Genomic DNA, 23,344 nt, shown 5'->3' with positions numbered 1-23,344 from the left:
CAAGACGGCACCTGCCTGGCACGAACGTATTCTCGATCCTGTGGTTCCGCCGCACGTCGGAAAAGATCGGAACCCTCGCTCCCCGTACGGGTTATCGGCTCACCGACCAACCGGATTTTCACCATGCCGATCGACCCGCAAAACACCCTTGCCACCGTTCAGGCTGGCCTCGCGCAACTGAGCACGCTGATCGTTTCATACTCTTTCTCGGCCATCGGCGCCGTCATCCTTTTGGTTGTCGGCTACATCATCGCCGGGCTTGCCGAACGTTCGATCTTCGTCGGTCTCGGCCATATCCACGGTTTCGACGCAACGTTGCGGCATTTCTTTTCCAAGATCGTCCGCTACGCCATCCTGATCCTCGTCACCATCATGGTGCTTGGCCAATTCGGCGTGCAGACGGCGTCGATCATTGCTGCCATCGGCGCCATCGGCCTTGCCATCGGCCTGGCTTTGCAAGGCACGCTGCAGAACATTGCCGCCGGCATCATGCTTCTGGCGCTGCGGCCGTTCCGCATCGGCGAATCCGTCGAGGTCGGTTCGATTGCCGGCACGATCGAGGAGATCGGCCTGTTCGCGACCAAGCTCAGGACCGCCGAAGGCGTCTATATCCTGGCGCCCAATTCGACGCTGTGGAATCAGCCGGTGCGAAACTTCACCCGCAACGGTGTGCGCCGCGCCGACATTACGCTCTCCATCGGCTCCTGGAACGACATCGACCGCGCCCAGAAGACTTTGCTCGCCATTGCCACCGCCGACCGGCGGGTGAAACGTGAGCCGGCGCCGATCGCTTTCGTCGCGACGTTGGGCGACAGCACCGTGTCGATTGCCTTGCGCTACTGGACATCCTCGGCGGATTTCTTCGCCGCCCAGACCGACCTCACCAAGCGTGCCAAGCAGCAATTCGACTCGGAAGGCATATCGATCCCGCTGCCGCCGCCGGAAGCACCGACGCCGGAAGCTCGCCGGCAATGATCGGCTAGCCGTTGCGCCGATCCTGCTCGTCCGGCGCGAAGGCCAGTTCGACCGGCAGTGGCGCCTGCGCCGTCATCGGCGCGAAACTGCCGGTTTCACCGGCGGGAACCGGACGCGTCGTGAACACGCGCAAGAGCACGAACAGGCAGAAGGCAGCGGCAATGAGGATCGCCACATAAATGAAGGTCTGCGTCCCGAAGGCGGCCGAGAGCGCCGTCACGATGCCGGGCACGATGAAGCCCGAAAGCGACCAGGCAAACAGCAGCGAACTGGACAGCGCCACCATGTCCTCTTTGCCGGCACGGTCGGAGGCATGCGCGCTGGAAAGCGAATAGATCGATTCCGAGGCGCCATCCCAGATAATGTAAATCACCACCAGCGCCGCCAGCGCGCCGCCATCGAGCCCAAGCGCGAACAGGCCGGCGACCATGGCGAGCGCGGATGCGGCGATCAGCACATAGCGGCGGTCGGTGCGGTCGGAAATCCAGCCAAGCGGGATCTGCAGGATCAGCGTGCCGACGGGCATCGCCGAAAGCAGCAACGCCACATCGGCCTGGCTGTAGCCCTTGGCCGTGGCATGGATCGGCGCGAAGCCCGCGATCGACATCGACAGGCCGCCGACTGCCAGCATGCCGGCAACGCCGACGGGCGAAATCCGCCAGGCCCGTCCGAGCGCCACTGAGGCCGCCTGCGGTGCGGGCGGTTGGGCCAGCCGGGTCATCCCGACGGGAAGGATCGACAAAGCGGTGAAGACGATACCGATCAACGGTGCATCCGCCGTCCTGATATCGACCAGCGCCAGCGTCGCGTAGCCGACGCCGAGCCCAGCGACATAGGCAACGTAGAAGAAAGCCATCACCCGGCCGCGGATGGCATTGGCAATGGCATCGTTGAGCCAGCTCTGCGCGACGATGAACAGGCCGCATATGGCAAAGCCGTAGAGCGCGCGGGCGGCGATCCACAACAGCGGATGCGGGCCGGCGCCGACAGCGGCATTGGCCAGCGCGATCAGCGCCGACAGCACCATGAAGGCGCGGGCATGGCCAACCCTTCGCACCAGCGGTCCGGTCAGGATACAGCCGGCGAGGCCGCCGGCCGAAAGCCCGGTGATGATCAGCCCGGCCCAGGTCGGATCGAAGCCCTCGGCGCCAAGCCGGACCGGAATATAGGCGAACATCAGCCCGTTGCCGACGGCGATCAGTGCCATCGACACGATGACGCTGGCAATCGCGATCAACGGCGTGGGCTCGGTGCCCTGCTCGACTTCGCCGCGGTTTTTCCTGGGAATCGACATGCCTGCTCAGGATCGCCCACGAAACAGGCAAAGGGAGCGATAAAAGCGACATGACCGGGCGAGCGGTCTTACCCCTTCGCCAGCTTGCGGATCGCGCTCGATGACAGCGACGAGCGTGGGCCGTGGATGAAGGTCCAGGCCGGCGCCTTCATGCGGGCAAGCCTCGGCGCATCGCCTTCGTCGACGCGCGCATAGTCGAACGTCTTGGCAACGACCGAGGACAGGAACGACAGCGTCGCTCCCGGCCGGTCGATGACGGCGATCGGGAAGGTCATGACGATTTCGCGCCAGCGTTGCCAGCGATGGAAATCGCGCAAACTATCCGCACCCATGATCCAGACGAAGTCGACACCAGGGTTGCGCGCCTTGACCAGCGCCAGCGTGTCGGCGGTGTAGCGGACGTGATGGGCGGCCTCGAAAGCGGTGACCTTGATCTTCGGGTTCTTGGCGATCTGCTCTGAGAGTTGCAATCGCTCGCTCAACGGCGCCAGTTCGCCTGTGTTCTTCAGCGGGTTGCCCGGCGTCACCATCCACCACAACTGGTCAAGTGCCAGGCGTCGCAGCGCGATTTCGGCGACCAGCGCATGGCCTGCATGCGGCGGATTGAACGAACCGCCGAACAGGCCGACGGCCAGCCCTTTCTCGGCATGCGGCATTTTGAGATAGTGGGAGGGGATTGCGGGCTGAAGGGACCACAGCATGGTGCTAGGCACCCCCCTCTGTCCTGACGGACATCTCCCCCGCAAGGGGGGAGAGCAGTTTCGGCGAAGGTGTAAACCTCGCATCGTTGAAGATTGGCGAAATCAGAAATGTCGGCCAATCTCCCCCCTTGCGGGGGAGATGTCCGGCAGGACAGAGGGGGGTAGACGCGCGCAACCGCCTCAAGCTCTATCGATGAAAGACGTCAAGGCCTCACCTGTCCAGACCCGCGCACGCGGTATTTGAACGAGGTCAGCTGCTCGACGCCAACTGGTCCGCGCGCATGCATCTTGCCGGTGGCGATGCCGATCTCGGCGCCCATGCCGAACTCGCCGCCGTCGGCGAACTGCGTCGAGGCGTTGTGCAGCAGGATCGCCGAATCGATCTCGTTGAAGAATTTTTCGACGACCTGCGCATCCTCGGCGACGATCGCCTCCGTGTGATGCGAGGAGAACGTTTCGATGTGTTCGATCGCACCACCGATGCCGTCGACCAGCTTCACCGCGATGATGGCGTCGAGATATTCGGTCACCCAGTCGAGATCAGTGGCCGGCTTCGCGTCGGAAAACACTTTCAGCACTTCGGCATCGGCATGGATTTCGCAGCCGGCGGCGCGAAGTGCGTCGAGGATCGGCACCAGATGCGTGGAGGCAACCGCACGGTCGATCAGCAGCGTCTCGGCGGCGCCGCAAACGCCGGTACGCCGCATCTTGGCGTTGACGGCGATCTGTACCGCCATGTCGAGCTTGGCGGAGCGGTCGATGTAGAGATGGCAGATGCCTTCGAGATGGGCGAAAACCGGCACCCGCGCCTCGTTCTGCACCCGCCCGACGAGGCTTTTGCCACCGCGCGGGATGATGACGTCGAGTGTGCCGCCGAGGCCCTTCAGCATCTCGCCTACGGCGGCGCGATCGGTGGTCGGCACCAGCTGGATAGCGTCTTCCGGCAGGCCGGCTTCCTTCAGCCCTTCGACCAGGCAGGCATGGATGGCGGCCGAAGAATTGAGCGAATCCGAACCACCGCGCAGGATCACCGGATTGCCGGCCTTGAGACAGAGCGCGCCGGCATCCGCCGTGACGTTCGGGCGGCTCTCATAGATGACGCCGATGACGCCGAGCGGCGTGCGCACGCGCTCGATATGCAAGCCGTTCGGCCGGTCCCATTGCGCGATCACGTCGCCGACCGGATCGCGCAGCGCGGCGATTTCCCTGATGCCTTCGGCGATAGCGCGGATGCGCGCCGGATTGAGCTTCAACCGGTCCATGAAGGAGGCGGAAAGCCCTGATTCCTCGCCATTCGAGACATCGATAGTGTTGGCGTCGAGGATGTCTTGCTCCCGGGCGACGATCGCCTCGGCCATGGCGAGGAGTGCGGCATTCTTGGCGGCGGTCGTGGCAATGGCCAGCGGTCGGGCGGCAGCCCGGGCGCGGCGGCCGATATCGGCCATCAGCGCGATGGTGTCGTCCCCGGATTTTTCATGCAGTTTCAGCATGGCTTATCCTCCGCTTACATCGCCACCGGCCAGCACTTGGTCGCTAGCCCCTACTTGGGCACCAGAATGACTCACCACAAGGTCGTCGCGGTGGATCATCGCCGAACGCGCCTCGTAGCCGAGCACGGTTTCGATCTCGATCGTCTTCAGGCCAGCGATCCTTACGGCATCGGCGGCATCATAGGCAACCAGTCCGCGCGCGATCTCGCGGCCTTCGGGCGACAGGATCGCCACCGTGTCGCCGCGCGAGAAATTGCCGCTGACCAGCTTGACGCCGGCCGGCAGCAACGACTTGCCCGACAACAGCGCGCCAATGGCGCCGGCATCCACCGTCAGCCGGCCGGCCGGTTCAAGCTGGCCGGCGATCCAGGTCTTGTAGCCCTTGACCGGATTGGAACTCGGTCGGAAGAAGGTGGCGCGCTCGCCGCGTTCGATCGCCATCAGCGGCGACAGCCGCGTGCCCGACGTGATGATCATCGCGGTGCCGGCGGCGGTCGCGATCTTGCCGGCATCGAGCTTCGTCCGCATGCCGCCGCGCGACAATTCGGAAGCAGCGGCTCCCGCCATCGCCTCGATATCAGGCGTGATCCGGTCGACCACCGGAATGAACTTTGCTTTGGGGTCACGCACCGGCGGCGCCGTGTAGAGCCCGTCAATGTCGGAAAGCAGCACCAAAAGGTCGGCGCCCATCATCGTGGCAACGCGAGCCGCCAGCCGGTCATTGTCGCCGTAGCGGATTTCGGAAGTCGCGACCGTGTCGTTCTCGTTGATGACCGGCACCGCCTTCATCTTCAAAAGCGTCGAGATCGTCGCCCGCGCGTTGAGATAACGGCGGCGCTCCTCGGTGTCGCCGAGCGTCAGCAGGATCTGGCCCGATTTCAGGCTGCCCTTGCCAAGCGCATCCGACCAGGCGCCGGCCAGCGCGATCTGCCCCACGGCTGCCGCGGCCTGGCTTTCCTCCAGCTTCAAGGCCCGCTTGCCGAGGCCAAGGATGGTGCGGCCAAGCGCGATGGCGCCAGAGGAGACGACGAGGATTTCAGCGCCACCCTGGGCAAGCACGGCAATATCGTCGGCGAGCGAGGCCAGCCAGTCGCGCTTCAGGCCCGTCGTGCGGTCGACGAGCAGCGCCGAGCCGATCTTGATGGTGATGCGCCGATATTTTTTCAGCGACTGCATCGTCTCACTTGTCCCAGCGCGTCTCGACCGGAGCCGCGATCCCCGCACGCGCCTCGCCCACCACCGCCATCAGCGCCCGCAGCACCGCCTCGACACCCTCGCCGGTGACCGCCGACAACAGCATCGGCGCACGCCCGGCGGCGCGCTTCAGCGAGGCGACCTTCTTCTTGCGCGCCTCGGCGTCGAGCGTGTCGACCTGGGAAAGCGCTACGATCTCGACCTTGTCGGTCAGGCCGTTGCCATAGGCCTCGAGTTCGGCGCGCACGGTCTTGTAGGCCTTGCCCGGATTTTCCTCCTGCGCCGAGACCAGATGCAGCAGCACGCGCGTGCGCTCGACATGGCCGAGGAAGCGGTCGCCGATGCCGACGCCCTCATGCGCGCCTTCGATGAGACCCGGAATGTCGGCGATGACGAACTCGCGCGCGTCGATGCGGGCAACGCCGAGACCGGGATGCAGCGTGGTGAACGGATAGTCGGCGATCTTCGGCTTGGCCGCGGTGACGGCGGCGAGGAATGTCGACTTGCCGGCATTCGGCAGCCCGACCAGCCCGGCATCGGCAATCAGCTTCAGCCGCAGCCAGATGTTGAGCTCTTCGCCCGGCAGGCCGGGATTGGCGCGGCGCGGCGCCTGGTTGGTCGAGGTCTTGAAATGCTGGTTGCCGAAGCCGCCATTGCCGCCCTTGGCCAGCAGAAAGCGCTGGCCGACCACGGTCAGGTCGCAGATCAGCGTCTCGTTGTCTTCTTCGAACACCTGCGTTCCCGCCGGCACTTTCAGCGTGACGTCGGCACCCTTGGCGCCGGTCATGTTGCGGCCCATGCCATGGACGCCGGTCTTGGCCTTGAAATGCTGCTGGTAGCGGTAGTCGATCAGCGTGTTCAGCCCGTTGACCGCTTCCAGCCAGACATCGCCGCCACGGCCGCCATCGCCGCCATCCGGCCCGCCGAACTCGATGAATTTTTCGCGCCGGAACGACACCGAACCGGCGCCGCCGTCACCGGAGCGTATGTAGACTTTGGCTTGATCGAGAAATTTCATGGGATTCGCAGTTTCTACTAGTGGCTTTGCGGCATTGCTCTAAACCTTCGGCCTTGCTCTAAACCAAGGCGCGGCGAAGGGCGAGGACGTTTTATGACAATGGCCGCGCGGGATTGGGCGGAGAGATGTCGGAATGAAGCTTGTAACCTATAACATCCAGTACGGCATCGGCCTCGACGGGCAGTACAATGTGGGGCGCATCACTGACGCCGTGCGCGGCGCCGATGTGATCGCGTTGCAGGAGGTGACCCGCAACAATCCCAGGAACGGCGGCCGCGACATGGTCGCCGAGATCGGCGAGGCGCTGCCTGACTATTTCGCCGTCTATGGCAGCAATTTCGAGGCCAATATCGGCTCGCGCCTCGAGAACGGCCGCGCCATCACCACGACCTTCCAGCTTGGCAATATGGTGCTGTCGAAGACGCCTATTCATCTGTCGCGCAACCTGCTTTTGCCGCGCAGCCGCAGCTTCGAGATGATGAACTTCCAGCGTGGCGCGCTGGAAGCACTGATCGAGACGCCGCTTGGTTTCATCCGCTTCTATTCCATCCATCTCGATCACCGCAGCCCGGTCGAACGCGCCAGGCAGATCCAGTTCCTGCGCCGGCGCCTGTTGAACTACGCGCTCGAAGGCGGCGCATTGTCCGGCGTCGCCGAGATCGGCCTGCCGGAATTGCCGCATCCCGAAGCCTTTGTCGGCATGGGCGATTTCAACATGCTGGTCGGATCGCCCGAATATGTCGAACTCGCCGGCCGGCCGGACCACGAATTCGGCATGCCGCTGACCGCCGACTTTGCCGTCGATGCGGCCTTGCGCCTGAACGCCGCCGGCGACGATCTCGTCAGCTGGGTCGATCCCAAGCAACCCACCAATCCCAACCGCGACAAGCGCATCGACTACATCTTCACCAGCGCTTCGCTCGCCAAATCCCTGAAGCGCCTGTGGGTCGACCGAAAGGCCGTCGGTTCGGACCACCTGCCGGTCTGGGTCGAACTGGGCTGATGGCCATTCATCTGGCAGCGTTTTCGCGTTCGACGATCGCCATCATGATCGTATCGCGGTATTTCCCGTCGATATGGATGGCGTCGCGCTGTACGCCCTCCCTGACAAACCCGACCTTGTCGTAAAGAGAGATGGCGCGCGCATTGTCGGAATGTACGGAAAGCTCGATGCGGACAAAGCCGACCTTGCGCGCCTGCGCCAAGGTCGCATTGATCAGCCGCAGTCCCACGCCATGCCCCCGATAAGAGGGAATAATCCCCATTCCGAGGGTGCCGCGATGAGCATGGATAAGCCGGTCATGGCGTGAGATGTCACACCAGCCGACAACCTCGCCACGGACAACGGCCACGAACCCTGGATCGCCTCTGCCGATACGATCCATCGCGAAACTTCGGGTTTGATCCAGCGGTGGTGCCTCGAGGAAGGACAGGTACTTTCGCTCACGCGCTACGACATCGAGCGCCCGGTGAAAGCTTTCAGCATCCCCGGGCATCATCGGCGCGATCGCGGCCGTTTCAATATCGCTGCTGTCGACCATTGGCTTGACCGGCTTCATCCATCAAAAATGCACCCAGTTTCTGAGGCTGGTCCAGGTCTTCCTGTCGAGTCGGTAGCGCTCGACCGGCACCTGGCCGGCGACGATCGAATTCAGCATGCCCTGGCCGGCATACTGGAACCCACACTTGTGGATCACCCGGCGCGAGGCCGGATTGATGACCCGCGTCGAGGCATGCAGCACCTGGATCGACGTCCTCTGGAAGGCGAGATCGACCAGCGCATGCGCTGCTTCGGTCGCATAGCCCTTCTTCCAGTAAGGCTCGCCGATCCAGTAGCCGAGTTCCAGGCCGCGATCGGTGGTGTTGAGGCCGGCACAGCCCACGAACGTCTCGGTGCCGGCCAGCGTCAGGGCAAAGGCGATGCCGGCCCGGCGCGACTTGGTCATGGCGAGGAAAGAGCGGGCCTCGGCCTCGCCATAGGGGTGCGGCATGCGGGCCAGCATTTCGGCGACATGGCGGTTGTCGGCAAGCTCGACCAGTTGCGCGATATCGCCTTCGTGCGGCGCCCGCATCACCAGTCGTTCGGTGACCAGCACCGGGCAGTCTATCGCGTAACTTTCGTCTTCTGAGTCTTCCGCTTCGGCAACCATTTGAAGTCCTCCAGGCACAAGAAAAAGGGGAGATGGAAACCCATCTCCCCTGATCCTTTTCCTGGCTTTGCCAGACACCGGTCCCGAGATGGGCGCCGGTGTTCTAGTGCGGAACCGGCTACTCCGCGGCTTTGGTAATCGGGTTGACCGATACGTAGGTTCGGCCGTTGGCTTTTTTGTTGAACGTCACGGCGCCGGTCTCGAGCGCAAAAAGGGTGTGGTCCGTACCCATGCCGACATTGACGCCGGGATGCCACGTGGTGCCGCGTTGACGAATGATGATGTTGCCCGGGATGACGGCTTCGCCGCCGAACTTCTTCACGCCCAGACGCTTGGAATGCGAGTCGCGACCGTTGCGCGACGAGCCGCCAGCTTTCTTGTGTGCCATCTAACTAACTCCGTTGCGCCGCAAGGCGCCTAAAAGGCCTTATGAACGCGTTCGCGTTCCGTTTCAAGTCCGATCCGGCGAGCTAATCGCCAGAAAAATTACTTCGCCGCCAATTCCTTGGCCTGCTCGCGCCAGTCCTTGATCTGGTCGGCGCTGAAGGGCATGTGCTCGTCGATCTTGGCGACATCCTTGTCGGTCAGCTTGGCGAGCTGGGCGAAGGTGATGATGCCCTGCTCGTTGAGATCCTTGGCTGCGACCGGGCCGATGCCCTTGATCACAGTCAGGTCGTCCGGCTCGCCCTTCGGCGCCTTGAACAGCGGTGCCGCCGCGGTCTCGGCTGCCTTTGTCTCGGCTGCCTTGGCCTTGGGCTCCTTCTTCGGCGCGGCTTCCGCCTTCGCTTCGGTGGCGGCCTCTGCCTTGGCTTCCTTCTTCGGTGCCTTGACCGCTGCCGTCTTCGTCGGCTTGGCGCCACCCAGCAGAATCTCGGAGATCCGCACGGTGGTCAAAAGCTGGCGATGGCCGATCTTGCGGCGCGAGTTCTGCCGGCGGCGCTTCTTGAAAGCGATGACGGTACGGTTCTTGCCCTGCTCGACGACTTCGGCGGTGACCACCGCGCCATCGACGAACGGCGCGCCGAACGTGACATTTTCGCCCTCGCCATGCGCGAGCACGTGGCCGATCTCGACCATATCGCCGACATTGGCTTCGACTTTTTCGATCTTCAGGAGATCGTTGGCGGCAACGCGATACTGCTTGCCACCCGTTTTAATGACTGCGAACATTTTTTGCCTTTCGCTGTTCGGTCGGCCTTGATGAACCGCCTCTGGCGGTTCGGCCGTCTTTTTGTCAGTCTGCGGGTTCAAAAAACAAGCGGCGCGGAAGAACCCTCCACGCCGATTGCGCGGTGTCCCTAACCGAAGGCTGGGTGCGAGTCAAGGCAGACAGGCGCGTCGGGACTGTTATTGGCGGGCAACCACTGGCCATGTCGGCAGCACCGCACCGCGCTGCCGTCGTGAAGGCAAGGATGCACGGCAGGTCGACAATCTGCCTGCGTCTCCCTGCACCTGACCCACCGTGAATCCGCCGCTTGTCCCGCAAGCCAAATAACTGACGGATTGGCCTTGTAACCTGCCCGTTCAGCCGTTATCTAGTGCGCCGCCGGCAACGGCCGACCATGACCGCGGAGAGGTGGCAGAGTGGTCGAATGCACCGCACTCGAAATGCGGCATGGGTGCAAGCCCATCGGGGGTTCGAATCCCTCCCTCTCCGCCATCGATGGCCCTAATGGCAACGGTTCTATGCCACGATTGCTCCCCTCAGCGAGAGCTGCTTCAGCAGATGTGTCAGCATTGATCCAAGGGCCACACATAGGCGCATCCGCGCTAGTTGTGAGCTTTCAGGAGGTTGTCCATTCGGACCGGACCGAGGAGACTCGGCGCACACGGGGTGACTAGCAACGCCATCGCGCCAGGAATGTTCGCTACCGAGACCAACGCCGCGATGGCGGAGAATCCCGATATGGTTGCCTTCGCCCGCCAGCGGGTTCCGCTACAGCGCTGGGGGCAGCCGCGGGAAATCGCCGGTGCGGCACTGTTCCTTGCCGGCGATGCGGCCTCTTTCGTCAACGGACATGTCTTGACTGTCGACGGCGGGATGTCGGTACGGATGTGAGACCGCAGGGCAGATTTTGCCGTTGAGGCATCGGATGACCCATTGAAAGGCAGAGCGTCCGACGTAGAATTGGCAGGAAAGAGTCGAGGTACCCATGAAGAAGGAAGAAGCGGAACAACTCCTGGGCGATGGCCCGCCCGACTTCGATCTCGGTCCTATAGAAGGCTACCTGCATGCCGTGGCAACCGAGCGGCAAGTGCCGGATGTCGCCATCGGGCTCTGCACCATCAGGATCGAAGAATCCGCTCCCGCATTGCGTGCGGTCCTCGCAAGAGCGGCCGACGGAGTTGCTCTGTCGGACGATGACAGGATGCTGCTCTTCAGAGGCCTGTATATTCTGGGCGGCGCCCGTGACAGCCAGGCATGCCAACCCTTGCTGCGCCTGCTGCGTCGACCCGCGAACGAAGTCGATCGCCTGCTTGGCGATGCCATTACCGAAACCTTGGCGCGCATGATCGCCGGCGTGTTCGACGGTGACGCCGACGCCCTGTTCGGCACCGTCGCCGAACGCTCCGTCGACGAATTTGCCCGTGATGCGCTCTTCGGCGCCGCCACCTTCCTGACCTGGGATGGCCGCATCGAGCGCGACCGAATGCGGCGTTTTCTCGAACGCTTCCACGAGGAAAAGCTGGCGGTCGACGACGATCATGCCTGGATCGGCTGGCTTGAGGCAATCGCCCTACTTGGATTGCGCGATCTTGTTCCGCTTGTCGACAGCGCCTGGGACGAAGGCCGCGTGCCAGAAGGGGTGCTTGAATACCACCACTTCGAACGCGACCTGCTGGACGCCGAGCAGCGACCGGACGACGTCCGCCGGTTCAACCGTGCCAATCTCGGCTATATCGACGATGTGCTCGTGGCGCTAGACTGGACCCGCGGCCTTGATCTTGACGAGGGCCTTGATCTTGACGAGGGCCTTGGTCTTGACGAGGACGATTGGCAATCGCCGTGGCCAGACTGGGATTGGTCCAATCCGACGCCGGCCACGAACCCTTTGCGCGATATCGGGCGAAACGATCCATGCCCCTGTGGAAGTGGCAAGAAATTCAAGAAATGCTGTCTCACAAACTGACAGTCGCCAGAGGGGCGCTGGCAAGAGCGTTCAGATCGAACCACCCGCTTGATGCGCCGCAATCGCGCTCAGAAAAACCTGACCAAACTCCTTCAGCTTCGCCGCCCCCACGCCATTCACTTCGGCGAAGGCGTCGAGATCGCGGGGACAGCGTTCGGCCATGTCGATCAGCGTGCGATCGGAGAACACCACATAGGCCGGCATCTGGCGCTCCTTGGCGAGACGCAGGCGCAAGGATTTGAGCGTGGCCAGCAGAGATGCATCCACGCCTTCCGCATTCATACCCTCGGCCGCTCGCATCTTGCGCAAGGCGCGGCCGCGCACCTCGACGCGGTAGTGGAACGGCATCTCGCCACGGCCGAGCGCATGGCCTTTTTCGGTGATGGCGAGGCCACCATGGCCGCTCGGATCGGGTTCCAGGAACCCGCCCGCGGCGAGCTGCCGGATCAGCGACTGCCAGAAGTCCTTCTTGTGCGCCAGTCCGCTGCCGAAGCTGGCGAGCCTCTGGTGATTCCTGGCCAGGATCTTCTCCGTCTCATGGCCAAGCAGGATATCGATGACATGGCCGGCACCGAAGCGTTCGCCACTCTGTGCGATAGCCGCCAGGATGGTCCGTGCTTCCGCTCCGCCATCGGCGCGCGGCGCCTGGTCGAGACAGGTGTCGCAATTGCCGCAGGGCTGCGCTTCCTCGCCGAAATAACCAAGCAGCACCTGGCGGCGGCACTGCGCCGTCTCGCAATAACCGATCAGCGTATCGAGCCGGCGATGCGAACGCCTTTTGTGCTCCACCGCAGCGTCCTCATCGTCGATGAAAAGCCTGCGCATGCGGATATCGCCAAGGCCGAACAGCATATGCGCTTCCGCATCCCGCCCGTCGCGGCCGGCGCGGCCGATCTCCTGGTAATAGGCCTCGAGGCTGCCCGGCATGTCGGTGTGGAAGACATAGGCGACATCAGGCTTGTCGATGCCCATACCGAAGGCGATGGTCGCCACCATGACGACGCCGGACAAGGTCATGAAAGCGTTTTGATTCGCATCACGCGCGTCCTTGCTCATGCCGGCATGATAGGCGAGCGCGGTGACGCCGTTCTTCTCGAGGAAGGCCGCCATCTCCTCCGTCTTCTTGCGCGACAGGCAGTAGACAATGCCGCTGCGGCCTGGATGACGCTCGACGAAGCGCAGCAACTGGCGCTTGCTGTCCTGCTTGGCCTCGATGGCAAGCTTGATGTTCGGCCGGTCGAAGCCAAGCACCAAGGTCTCGACGCGCTCGGCGAACAGCCGGGCTTCGATGTCGGTGCGCGTGCTCTCGTCCGCCGTCGCCGTCAGCGCGATGATCGGCACACCGGGGAAGATGTTACGCAGCCGCGACAGGTCCTCATACTCGCGTCGGAACGCCGGACCCCATTGCGAGATGCAATGCGCCTCATCGACGGCAATCAGACTGATATCGAGCCTGGCCAGCGCCTCGAGCATCCGCTCGGTCATCAGCCGCTCCGGCGCGAGATAAAGCAGGCGCGTCTGGCCCGAGGCGACGCGCCGCCATGCGGCGATGTTGGCCTCGCGGTCGATCGAGGAATTGATCGTATCGGCTGCCACGCCGGCAAGGCGCAAGGCGGCGACCTGATCCTGCATCAGCGCCACCAGCGGCGAAACGACAATGGTGAGCCCGCCCAGGACCAGCGCCGGAACCTGGTAGCAAAGCGATTTGCCGGCACCCGTCGGCATGACGGCCAGCACATGACGCCCGGCCAGCAGCGCGTCCATGACATCGGCCTGGCCGGGGCGAAAATCATCGAAGCCGAACACGTCCTTCAGCACGCGCCGCTTGGGATCCTCGGCCAAGGTGCTCGTCGCCGATGCCTGCATCAGGCAGACACCGGGCTGGAATCTCGTGAACCGAAGAGGATGTGGAAACCGATCAAAACGACTCTCTGCATGGGCGCTTTGGCTTAGCGCAGCTGTTATCGCACCACAACAGGAACAAGCCGGTATGAGGGATTGAGGAGCGCCGAAGCAGGCCGACCGATCGGCAGCACCCAGTAAGGGCACCCTGCGACACCTGCGCCCCGCTGGATTCCCTCACGCCTTGCGATGTAAGCTCGGCCCGACAAGCCAGGGAGGGCGCGATGCTGCAGACCAGACATGATTCTCTCGGCGAGCGGTTCCAATTGCAGCGCACCGCCTTCGAGGCGCAGCCTTTCCCGGACTTTGGCGTCCGCAAGGACCGCCTGAAGCGCCTGCTGGCAGTCGCGACTGAGCGCCGGGACCTTGCTGCGCCCGCCCTACGGCAAGACGTTCGAGCGGCTTTTCAGCCTGCTCCGGCACATGACCTGACCGAACGCAGCCACCAGCCATCGCCACCTCCGGCGCATTAAGACTATCTTCACCATCATGCGGCAGCTTCCGCATCCTGCGGTCATGTCTTGAGTACCGCGGCGCCACAAGCGCCCAGGCAACAACCCGCGCCTCTTTTGGGGCGCGGGTCTTCCCTGCTCGATCTCCCACCGTTAAGCGAGGAAATCGGCCCGATGCGGCGTAAAGCTGTCGACCAGCCGCCCCGCTTCGAGCGCCTTGACGCCGTGCACCAGACCGGAGGGCACGATGAAACTGCCGCCGGCCGCAATGGTTTCGGTCCGGCCGTCGATGGTCACCTCGAAGCGACCCTCGGCGACGTAGCTTGCCTGCACATGCGGGTGCGAATGCAGGGCACCGACGCCACCCTTGTCGAAGCCGAATTCGACCATCATCAATTCATCGGTGTGCAGGAGAACGCGCCGCCTGTTACCGTCCGGCGTCGCCGTCCAGGTGCCCTCGCCCGCATGCGCGAAAATCTTTGCGGTCATCGTCATCTCTCCTCATCGCGCCAGCCAGCCGCCATCCACCGGCACCACCGCGCCATGCATGTAGTTCGACGCCGGCGCCAGCAGGAAGACGGCGGCGTCGCCAATATCGCCCGCTTCGCCCCAGCGGCCGGCCGGGATCCGCGCCAGGATGGCGGCGCTGCGATCAGGATCGGCGCGCAGTGCCTGCGTGTTGTTGGTCTCGATATAGCCCGGCGCGATGGCGTTGACGTTGATGCCTTTTTGCGCCCATTCGCAGGCGAGCAGCCGGGTAACACCGAGCACGCCATGCTTCGAGGCGGTATAGGACGCGACCCGGATGCCGCCCTGGAAACTCAGCACCGAGGCGATGTTGACGATCTTGCCCTGACGCTCGCCGGCCAGGACACGCCTGGCAAAGGACTGGCAGAGCAAAAAAGCCGTCTTCAGATTGACGTCCATGACGTCATCCCAATCGGTCTCGCTGAGATCGACGGCATCGGCGCGGCGGATGATGCCGGCATTGTTGACCAGCCCGTCGAGCGGACCGCTTTTGTCCCAGATACGATCGAGCATCGTGCCGGCGGCCGACGTGTCGGCAAGGTCGGCACTCACCGCCGCGAATTGCCCGCCCATCGCGGCAACCCTGCTTGCCGTATCGTCCATCGACGAGCGGCCGACGCCGATCACCACGCCGCCGGCGCGTGCGATCGACACCGCGATGCCCTGGCCGATGCCGGTGTTGGCGCCGGTCACCAGGATGCGCTTTCCGGCAAGGCTGAAGGCGGAGAGTTCGCTCACCGCAGATCGTCCAAGCTTACCGGATCGACATCGGCATAGTCGACATTGTCCCCGGCCATCGCCCAGATGAAAGCGTAGTTGGAGGTGCCGGCGCCCGAATGGATCGACCAGCCCGGCGACAGCACCGCTTCCTCGTTGCGCATCACCAGATGGCGCGTCTCGCCCGGCTCGCCCATGAAATGGAAGACGCGCGCCCTCTCGGCCAGGTCGAAATAGAGATAGGCCTCCATGCGCCGGTCATGCACATGGCACGGCATGGTGTTCCACACCGAGCCCGGCGCCAGTTGCGTCATGCCGACCACCAGCTGGCAGGTTTTTACGCCCTCGGCATGGATGAATTGGAAGATCGAGCGTTCGTTGCAGGCATCCTTGCTGCCGAGGTCGAGGCGTTTGGCATCGCCGATGCGGATCAGCCGGTTCGGATAAGCCTGATGCGCCGGCGCGCTGAGCAGGTAGAATTTCGGCGGCGTGGCCTTGTCCGTCGAGGCAAACGACACGTCGCTGGCACCCATGCCGAGATAGAGCATGTCGCGCGCCTGCAATTCAAAGGACTGGCCACTTGCCGTTACGCTGCCTGCCCCGCCGATGTTGACGGCGATCAGCTCGCGGCGGTCGAGGAAGTTCCTGGTGCCGGTCGGCTTGATCGCTTCCAGTTGAAGCGGCAAGCCGGTCGGCACGGCGCCGCCGACGATCATGCGGTCGTAATGGGTGTAGGTCAGGCTGATGCGGCCCGGCTGGAACAGGTCTTCGATGTGGAAATTGTGGCGCAGCTCATCGGTTCCCATGGCCGCCGCGGCGATCGGATCGATGGCGAAGCGCGAGGTATAATCGGTATGGCTCTGGCTCATTTCAATCCTGACTTGAGATGGGGCTGTCCTGACTTGATTGATTTATTCGCCGGCAGCGGCCTTGACCGAACTGGCATAAAAAGCCTGCCTTGCATGCAGGCGCTCGCGGTAGCGTTGCTGGCTGGCGGTGAGATGCGTCCGCATCGCCTCACGCGCGGCCTCGGCATCGCCTGAGGTAATGGCGTTGAGGATCACCAGATGCTCGCGCTGCAGACCGCGCTGATAGCTGTCGGATTGCACCAGCTCGGTCGACCAGGGCGAGGTCACGTCGCACGGAATGGCGCGCCGGCCGAGCACATCGAGCATCTCGACATAGAACGGATTGTTGGTGGCGCTGGCGATCGCGCGGTGGAAGGCGAGGTCGGCCGGGCCGGTCGGCTCGCTGGCAAGCAGCAGCCGCTCGAACTCGAAGAACGCTTCCTGGATTGCCGCCTCCTGCGCGGCGTTGCGGCGGATGGCGGCGATCCCGGCCGATTCGATCTCGATCGCAAGACGCACTTCGAGCACGTTGAGCGCAATCGAATCCTTGCTGCCCATGTCGGCGGCCAGCGCGCCGAACATCGTCGAGATGTGCTCGGTGACGAAGACACCGGCGCCCTGGCGCGGCTCGACCAGCCCGTCGGCGGCAAGCTTGGCCAGCGCCTCGCGGATGACGGTGCGGCTGACGCCGAAGGTCTCGGTCAGCTGGCCCTCGGTCGGCAATTTGTGGCCAGGCTGAATCTCGCCTGCCTGCAGCTGCCTGCGGATCGCCGCGACGACGGTTTCCGACAGCTTGGGTTTTCTCTCGACCTTGAGGTCGGCGGATGCAGCGGGCACTTGATGGTCTCCTAGTGGAACAGGCTCGGCAGCCACAATGAGATTTCCGGTATGTAGGTGACAAGCATCAACACGACGAAAGCCGCGCCGTAGAATGGCCAGATCGAGCGCATCGCCGTCCAGATCGGGATCCGCCCGATGGCGCAGCTGACAAACAGCACCGCCCCAACTGGCGGCGTGCACAGGCCGATGCCGAGATTGAGGATCAGGATGACGCCGAAATGCACGGGGTCTACGCCATAGGCCATCACCACCGGCAGGAAGATCGGCGTGGTGATGATGATCAGCGGCGACATATCCATGAACGTGCCGAGGATAAGCAGCACCACATTGATCATCAGCAGGATGACCAGCTTGTTGTCTGACACCGACTGCAGGAAGGCGACGAGCGCGGCGGGGACCCTGAGATAGGCCAGCAGCCAGCCAAAGGCAGCAGCACAGCCGATGATCATCAGCACCATTGCCGTCGTGCGCACGGCCGCCGTTGTAGCGGCGACGAAGTCGTTCCAGCTCATCGAGCGATAGATGACAAGCGTCACCAGGAAGGCGTAGACGATGGCGATGCACGAGCTTTCAGTGGCCGTGAAGACGCCGGAGCGGACGCCGCCGAAGATAATGCCGATAAGGACCAGGCCCGGAATGGCGGCGACAAGCAGTTGCAACGCACGGCCGAAGCCCGCGAACGGCTCAGTCGGGTAGCCGCGACGGCTGGCAACCCAATAGGCCGTGATCATGAGAGACAGCGCCAACAGCAGGCCGGGTATGACGCCCGCAGTGAACAGGTCGGCGATCGAGATGCGGCCGCCGGCCGATATCGAATAGATGATCATGTTGTGCGAGGGCGGGATCAGCAGCGCGATGATGGCGCCGACCGAGGTGATGTTGACGGCATAGTCGATGCCGTAGCCGCGCGCCTTCATCTGCGGGATCATCAGCCCGCCGACCGCCGAAGCATCGGCCACGGCCGAGCCGGAAATGCCGCCGAACATGGTCGAGGCAGCGATGTTGACCTGCCCCAGCCCGCCGCGCAGGTGACCGACCAGGGAACCGGCAAGCGCCACCAGCCTGGCGGCGATACCGCCACGCACCATCAGGTCGCCGGCGAAGATGAAGAACGGGATGGCCATCAGCGAAAACACGCTGACGCCGGAGTTGAGACGCTGGAACACCACGAGCGGCGGCAGGTCCAGCACCAGAACCGTCGCGAAGCTGGCGACGCCGAGGCAGAACGCGATCGGTGTGCCGATGATCAGCAAGAAGACGAAGGTGCCGAACAGAACCATCAGTGCCATCACAGACCCTCCTCGCCCGTGGCGTACTGATCGGCATCGACCGGCAGTCCGGCAAACCGCCCGGCCAGCCGCTCAAGCGAAAACAGACAGACAAGCGCGCCGCCCAGGATGACCGGCAGGAAACCGACGCCGCCCGGAAAAGCGAGAGACGGCATCACCGTATTCCAGGTCAGCCTGGCAAGCTGGACGCCGTAGACGATCATGCCGGCGCCGAAGGCGAGCACGACGATATCCGAAACGCTGCGCAGCACCGCCTTGGCGGCGGGCGGCAGGAAATAGAGCAACACATCGAAACCCAGATGGGTGCGCTCGCGAACACCGACCGCGGCCCCCAGGAAGATGAACCAACCCATCAAAAGCACCGAGAAGGGTTCCGTCCAGCTTGGCGAACTGTTGAGCACATAGCGCGAAAATACCTGCCAGAAGATGATCACCGTCATCAGGGTCAGCCCGATGCCGCTGACCCACAGCGCAAGCCTCGCCAACCGTGACAGCAGCCGCTCTATTGCGAGCCAAAATGGTTTCATATGCACGCCTCCCCCGAATGATGGCGCGGACAATCGCGCCATCATTTGCCACGACCGGACTACTTGGTTGCCTGGATACGCGATGCGAGATCTTTCAACTCGGGCGTCGACAGATACTTGTCGTAGACCGGCTTCATCGCATCGATCAGCGGCTGTTTGTCGATCTCGCTGACCTTGACGCTGGCCTTCTCGACGATGTCGCGCGACTTCTTCTCCTGCGCGTCCCACAATTCGCGCATCTTGACGACGCTGTCTTTTGCCGCTTGCCGGACGATCGCCTGGTCTTCCGGCGTGAGCTTGTCCCAGCTCACCTTCGACATCACCAGCACTTCCGGAACGATCTGGTGCTGATCCATGGTGTAGTGCTTGGCTACCTCATAGTGCTTGGCGGATTCGAAGCTCGGCCAGTTGTTCTCGGCGCCGTCGATAACACCGGTCTGCAGAGCCGAGTAGACCTCGCCATAGGCCATCGGCGTGGCGTTGGCGCCCAGCGCATTGACCATGTCGACAAACACGTCGGACTGGATGACCCGGAACTTCATGCCCTTCAGGTCGGCGATCGAGGTGATGTCTTTCTTGGTGTTGTAAAAGGAGCGGGCGCCGGAATCGTAGAAGGCAAGGCCAACCAGATTATGCGCCTCGAATGCTTTGAGGATCTGCTCGCCGATCGGCCCGTCCATGACATGGCGCATATGCTCGACCGAGCGGAAGATGTAGGGCAGCGACGGCACCGCCGTCTCCGGCACGATGCCGTTGAAAGGGCCCATCGAGACGCGGTTGAGGTCGAGCACGCCAGCCTGGGTTTGTTCGATCGTGTCCTTTTCCTCGCCGAGCTGTGCCGAGTGATAAACCTCGACCGAATAGGCACCCTTGGTGCGCTCCTTGATCAGCTCACCCATGTACTTGACCGCGTCGACGGTCGGGTAGCTATCCGGATGCGTGTCTGCCGAGCGTAGCACGGACTCGGCGTTGGCAACGCCGATCAGCAGCGAGCCGAAGGCGAACGTGGCTGCCGTCAATTTCGAAAAATGCAACATGACTTCCTCCCTTTTAAAATCGTAGCGCCCGGCTCAGAGCCGGTACGCCTTCTTCGCAAGCGTGTAGGCAAGCTCCCGCGCCAGCTCATGCGCCTCGTCTTCGCGCAGCCTGTGTTCGGCGACGAGACGTGCGAGGAACGCGCAGTCGACCCGGCGCGCCACATCGTGACGCGCCGGAATGGATGGAAAGGCGCGGGTGTCGTCGTTAAAGCCGACGGTGTTGTAGAAGCCGGCCGTCTCGGTGGTCATCTCGCGGAAGCGCCGCATGCCTTCCGGGCTGTCGTGGAACCACCAGGCCGGCCCGAGTTTCAGCGCCGGATAGACGCCGGCAAGCGGCGCCAGCTCGCGCGCATAGCTGGTCTCGTCGAGCGTGAAGAGGATGATTGTGAGGTCGCGCTCCAGCCCGACGCAGTCGAGCAGCGGCTTCAGCGCCGTCACATAGTCGGTCCGGGTCGGGATATCGAAACCCTTGTCGCGGCCGAACTTCTGGAAGATCGCGGGCGAATGGTTGCGCCATGAGCCGGGATGGATCTGCAGCACCAGCCCGTCGTCGAGGCTCATCTTGGCCATCTCGGTCAGCATCTGGGCGCGGAACAGTTTTCGCTCGCGCTCGTCGTCGGAACCACGGCGAATCCGATTGAACAGTTCCTCGGCCGCCGCATCGGAAAGATTGGCGGTCTCCGCCGTCGGATGGCCGTGGTCGGACGAGGTCGCGCCAAAGCTCTTGAAGAAGGCGCGTCGCTGGCGGTGCGCATCGAGATAGCCGGTCCAGTTTCCGGTGTCGCAGCCGGTGATTTCGCCGAGCCGGTCGAGATTGGTTGAAAACCCCTCGAAATCGGGATCGACGACGGCGTCAGGCCGGTAAGCCGTCACGACGCGGCCCTGCCAGCCGCTGTCGCGGATCATCTGGTGCCATTTGAGATCGTCGAGCGCGCCCTCAGTCGTCGCGATGACCTCGATGTTGAAGCGCTCGAACAGCGCGCGCGGGCGGAAATTCTCCCACTGCAGCAGCGTCGCGATGGTGTCGTAATGGCCGTCGGCGGTCGCTGCGGTCAGCGGTTCGCCGATGCCGAACAGATCGGCGAGCACATGGTCGAACCACAGCCGGGTCGGCGTGCCGCGAAACAGATAATAGTGCTCGGCAAAACGCCGCCAGATCGTCCGGCCGTCGGTCTCCACCGGCCCGCCGTCGAGCGTCGCCACGCCGAGATCCTCAAGACGAACGCCCTGGCTGAACAGCATGCGGAAGATGTAGTGGTCCGGCACGATGAGCAGTTGCGCCGGATCCGGAAACGGCTCGTTCTGCGCATACCAGCGCGGATCGGTGTGACCATGCGGGCTGACCAGGGGCAGATCCTTGATCCCGGCATAGAGATCGCGTGCGATCGAGCGCGAATGCGCCTCGGCGGGAAACAGCAAATCCGCATCGGTCAGTGCCACGATCATCCTCCCAGAGTGGCTATCGGTAAGGTCGACAAGAAATAATGTCAACATACAAAAATTAGATTGTTGTATGATGACTTTTCGACCCATTGTGTGGCAGGAAATCGAATGTTACGCCGCTTGCCGACCATTCCCCGAGGCCATTTCATGCCATCCGACCAGACCAGCCGCATCACGACGATCAAACGCCTTTCCGGCAACACAGTGCCGTCGCTGCCGGCTTCGATCGCGACGCCTTCGTATGATCGCAGCCGTGTCGTCCCGGGCATCGTGCATCTCGGTGTCGGCGCCTTCCATCGCGCCCATCAGGCAGCCTATGTCGACGACTGCCTGGCGGCAGGCGAGACAGGCTGGGGCATAACAGGCGTGTCGCTGCGCAGTACCGACACACGCGACGCGCTCACGCCGCAGGATGGGCTCTACACGCTGGCGATCAGAAGCAGCGGCGAGGAGAAGCTTCGGGTCATCGGCTCGATCGGCGCGATGCTGGTGGCGCCGGAGGATCCGGGCGCGGTGCTGGCCGCGCTGACCGATCCGCGTACCCTGATCGTCACGCTGACGATCACCGAAAAGGCCTACCTGAGGGCGGCGGGCGGTGGACTGGATACCGCTCATCCTGATATCGCCCACGACCTGGCAAATCCGAAAATCCCGAAGACAGCGCATGGTTTTCTGACTGAGGCGCTTGCCCGGCGACGCGCCGACGGCGCACCGCCCTTCACCGTGCTGTGCTGCGACAACCTGCCGGCCAACGGCGCCACGCTGCACCGGCTGCTGGTCGAATTCGCCATGTTTCGTGATACCAGGCCCGCCCAGTCGGGTGATGCCAAGCTTACCCAGTCGGGCGCTGCCGTGCTCGCCAAGCACATTGCCGACGCGGTAGCGTTCCCATCCAGCATGGTCGACCGCATCGTGCCGGCGACCACAGATACCGACCGGGCACGGATCGCAGAAGAACTCGGCGTCGAGGACGCCTGGCCTGTCATGACCGAGCCGTTCTGCCAATGGGTGATCGAAGACAATTTCCCGGGGGGCCGGCCGGCCTGGGAACAGTTCGGCGTCACCATGGTCGACGACGTCAGGCCCTTCGAGGACATGAAGCTACGCCTGCTCAACGGCTCGCATTCGGCCATCGCCTATCTCGGCCTGCTCAGCGGTCACGCCACCGTCGACCGTGCCTTCGCCGATCCGGCGATACGGGCCTTTGTCGATGCACTCTGGGCCGAGGCCATTCCGACGCTACCAAGGAATGCCGGGCTGGATACGGCAAGCTATACGGCTGAACTGGCCGAGCGTTTTTCGAACACCGCTCTCGCCCACCGCACGGCGCAGATCGCCAATGACGGCAGCCAGAAACTGCCGCAACGCATCGTCGCCTCCACCTTGGAGTGCATCGAAGCCGGGGCTGTGCCCGAACATCTGACGCTGGTAATCGCCACCTGGATCGCGGCCTGCGAGGCGCGCGGCAAGACATTGCCGGAGAGCCATTTCACCGATCCGCTCGATGCAGCGTTGGCGGCAATCGGTGACAGGCGCCTGTCATCCGCCGAAAGCGTCGCGTCGGTGTTCGATCTGACTGGCTTTGCCAAGGGAGAGTCCGGGCGCAAAAACCTGGTGGATCTCACGATCGCCCATCTCGAACAGCTGCGCCGTGGCGGACCGGCAGCAGCCTTCGCTGCATTGGGCCTCTAACAAAAAAGCCCGCTTCGAGCGTAATGCAGTTCACTTAGGCACCTTCAGTGTTCTGACAGGATATTTGGCTGGTAGCCTTTTGACGACACGGGGGCATGATCGCCCCCGTGTTTTTG

Annotated in this window: 24 protein-coding genes and 1 tRNA gene; 7 read left to right on the top strand and 18 right to left on the bottom strand. The window is 63.4% G+C overall.

The features are described 5' to 3' along the window. Positions 1 to 123: 123 nt before the first annotated feature. Complete coding sequence (locus NKI38_RS00125; protein ID WP_352653807.1) at positions 124 to 975, top strand: mechanosensitive ion channel family protein; 852 nt, start codon at positions 124 to 126, stop codon at positions 973 to 975. Between the two features lie 4 nt (positions 976 to 979). Here NKI38_RS00125 and NKI38_RS00120 read toward each other — a convergent pair whose 3' ends face one another. From NKI38_RS00120 to obgE, 5 genes are all read right to left on the bottom strand, one after another. Further along, positions 980 to 2,269 (bottom strand): MFS transporter, encoded by a 1,290-nt coding sequence (locus NKI38_RS00120; protein WP_352653806.1) that lies wholly within the window; start codon positions 2,267 to 2,269, stop codon positions 980 to 982. A gap of 68 nt (positions 2,270 to 2,337) precedes the next feature. Beyond that, a complete protein-coding gene (locus tag NKI38_RS00115; RefSeq protein WP_352654210.1) occupies positions 2,338 to 2,925 on the bottom strand; it encodes a nicotinate-nucleotide adenylyltransferase in 588 nt (195 codons plus the stop codon). Between the two features lie 248 nt (positions 2,926 to 3,173). After that, on the bottom strand, positions 3,174 to 4,460 hold the full coding sequence (locus NKI38_RS00110; RefSeq protein WP_352653804.1) for a glutamate-5-semialdehyde dehydrogenase: 1,287 nt from the start codon (positions 4,458 to 4,460) through the stop codon (positions 3,174 to 3,176). A 3-nt stretch (positions 4,461 to 4,463) separates the two neighbouring features. Beyond that, on the bottom strand, positions 4,464 to 5,636 hold the full coding sequence (gene proB / locus NKI38_RS00105; RefSeq protein ID WP_352653802.1) for a glutamate 5-kinase: 1,173 nt from the start codon (positions 5,634 to 5,636) through the stop codon (positions 4,464 to 4,466). A 4-nt stretch (positions 5,637 to 5,640) separates the two neighbouring features. Next, entirely contained in the window at positions 5,641 to 6,672 is a 1,032-nt protein-coding gene (obgE, locus tag NKI38_RS00100) for a GTPase ObgE (RefSeq protein WP_352653800.1), read from the bottom strand. Positions 6,673 to 6,805: 133 nt separating this feature from the next. Here obgE and NKI38_RS00095 point away from each other — a divergent pair, with 133 nt between their 5' ends. After that, entirely contained in the window at positions 6,806 to 7,675 is an 870-nt protein-coding gene (locus tag NKI38_RS00095; protein WP_352653798.1) for an endonuclease/exonuclease/phosphatase family protein, read from the top strand. Between the two features lie 7 nt (positions 7,676 to 7,682). Here NKI38_RS00095 and NKI38_RS00090 read toward each other — a convergent pair whose 3' ends face one another. The 4 genes from NKI38_RS00090 to NKI38_RS00075 form a co-directional block, all read right to left on the bottom strand. Further along, positions 7,683 to 8,231: a GNAT family N-acetyltransferase gene (locus NKI38_RS00090; RefSeq protein WP_502899221.1), complete on the bottom strand. Its 549-nt coding sequence runs from the start codon at positions 8,229 to 8,231 to the stop codon at positions 7,683 to 7,685. A 3-nt stretch (positions 8,232 to 8,234) separates the two neighbouring features. Beyond that, entirely contained in the window at positions 8,235 to 8,822 is a 588-nt protein-coding gene (locus NKI38_RS00085) for a GNAT family N-acetyltransferase (RefSeq protein WP_352653795.1), read from the bottom strand. Between the two features lie 118 nt (positions 8,823 to 8,940). Next, entirely contained in the window at positions 8,941 to 9,210 is a 270-nt protein-coding gene (rpmA, locus tag NKI38_RS00080; protein ID WP_015315190.1) for a 50S ribosomal protein L27, read from the bottom strand. Positions 9,211 to 9,308: 98 nt separating this feature from the next. Continuing rightward, entirely contained in the window at positions 9,309 to 9,992 is a 684-nt protein-coding gene (locus tag NKI38_RS00075) for a 50S ribosomal protein L21 (protein WP_056586210.1), read from the bottom strand. Positions 9,993 to 10,392: 400 nt separating this feature from the next. On the opposite strand from NKI38_RS00075, the gene NKI38_RS00070 reads away from it, so the two are divergent. From NKI38_RS00070 to NKI38_RS00060, 3 genes are all read left to right on the top strand, one after another. Then, positions 10,393 to 10,482: transfer RNA gene (locus tag NKI38_RS00070), tRNA-Ser, on the top strand. 132 nt (positions 10,483 to 10,614) lie between these two features. Beyond that, positions 10,615 to 10,881, top strand: a complete 267-nt coding sequence (locus NKI38_RS00065; protein ID WP_352653793.1) for an SDR family oxidoreductase — start codon at positions 10,615 to 10,617, stop codon at positions 10,879 to 10,881. A 94-nt stretch (positions 10,882 to 10,975) separates the two neighbouring features. Then, entirely contained in the window at positions 10,976 to 11,953 is a 978-nt protein-coding gene (locus tag NKI38_RS00060) for a DUF1186 domain-containing protein (RefSeq protein WP_352653791.1), read from the top strand. Between the two features lie 30 nt (positions 11,954 to 11,983). Here the strand turns inward: NKI38_RS00060 and recQ are convergent, their stop codons facing one another. After that, complete coding sequence (recQ, locus tag NKI38_RS00055) at positions 11,984 to 13,819, bottom strand: DNA helicase RecQ (RefSeq protein WP_352653789.1); 1,836 nt, start codon at positions 13,817 to 13,819, stop codon at positions 11,984 to 11,986. A 260-nt stretch (positions 13,820 to 14,079) separates the two neighbouring features. Between recQ and NKI38_RS00050 the strand changes: the two genes are divergently transcribed. Beyond that, on the top strand, positions 14,080 to 14,328 hold the full coding sequence (locus tag NKI38_RS00050; RefSeq protein WP_352653787.1) for a hypothetical protein: 249 nt from the start codon (positions 14,080 to 14,082) through the stop codon (positions 14,326 to 14,328). Positions 14,329 to 14,460: 132 nt separating this feature from the next. On the opposite strand, the gene NKI38_RS00045 is transcribed toward NKI38_RS00050, so the two are convergent. From NKI38_RS00045 to uxaC, 8 genes are read right to left on the bottom strand one after another with little or no spacing between them, the layout of a single operon-like run. After that, complete coding sequence (locus NKI38_RS00045) at positions 14,461 to 14,796, bottom strand: cupin domain-containing protein (RefSeq protein ID WP_352653785.1); 336 nt, start codon at positions 14,794 to 14,796, stop codon at positions 14,461 to 14,463. Between the two features lie 12 nt (positions 14,797 to 14,808). Beyond that, positions 14,809 to 15,573, bottom strand: a complete 765-nt coding sequence (gene kduD, locus NKI38_RS00040) for a 2-dehydro-3-deoxy-D-gluconate 5-dehydrogenase KduD (protein WP_352653784.1) — start codon at positions 15,571 to 15,573, stop codon at positions 14,809 to 14,811. Then, positions 15,570 to 16,421 (bottom strand): 5-dehydro-4-deoxy-D-glucuronate isomerase, encoded by an 852-nt coding sequence (kduI, locus tag NKI38_RS00035; RefSeq protein ID WP_352653782.1) that lies wholly within the window; start codon positions 16,419 to 16,421, stop codon positions 15,570 to 15,572. The genes kduD and kduI overlap by 4 nt, the downstream gene beginning before the upstream one ends. Before the next feature lie 42 nt (positions 16,422 to 16,463). Continuing rightward, entirely contained in the window at positions 16,464 to 17,237 is a 774-nt protein-coding gene (locus NKI38_RS00030) for a FadR/GntR family transcriptional regulator (RefSeq protein ID WP_352653780.1), read from the bottom strand. An 11-nt stretch (positions 17,238 to 17,248) separates the two neighbouring features. Then, positions 17,249 to 18,529, bottom strand: coding sequence for a TRAP transporter large permease (locus NKI38_RS00025; protein ID WP_352653779.1), 1,281 nt, complete (start codon positions 18,527 to 18,529; stop codon positions 17,249 to 17,251). Next, complete coding sequence (locus NKI38_RS00020) at positions 18,529 to 19,056, bottom strand: TRAP transporter small permease (RefSeq protein WP_127261423.1); 528 nt, start codon at positions 19,054 to 19,056, stop codon at positions 18,529 to 18,531. The genes NKI38_RS00025 and NKI38_RS00020 overlap by 1 nt, the downstream gene beginning before the upstream one ends. A 59-nt stretch (positions 19,057 to 19,115) precedes the next feature. Beyond that, entirely contained in the window at positions 19,116 to 20,093 is a 978-nt protein-coding gene (locus NKI38_RS00015; RefSeq protein WP_352653777.1) for a TRAP transporter substrate-binding protein, read from the bottom strand. Between the two features lie 33 nt (positions 20,094 to 20,126). Further along, entirely contained in the window at positions 20,127 to 21,539 is a 1,413-nt protein-coding gene (gene uxaC / locus NKI38_RS00010) for a glucuronate isomerase (protein WP_502899220.1), read from the bottom strand. Positions 21,540 to 21,683: 144 nt separating this feature from the next. Between uxaC and NKI38_RS00005 the strand changes: the two genes are divergently transcribed. After that, on the top strand, positions 21,684 to 23,228 hold the full coding sequence (locus NKI38_RS00005) for a mannitol dehydrogenase family protein (RefSeq protein WP_352654204.1): 1,545 nt from the start codon (positions 21,684 to 21,686) through the stop codon (positions 23,226 to 23,228). The last annotated feature ends 116 nt before the right edge of the window (positions 23,229 to 23,344 follow it).

Source organism: Mesorhizobium sp. M0621 (assembly GCF_040320745.1).
GTDB lineage: Bacteria > Pseudomonadota > Alphaproteobacteria > Rhizobiales > Rhizobiaceae > Mesorhizobium.
This window is presented reverse-complemented; position numbering and strand designations above follow the sequence as displayed.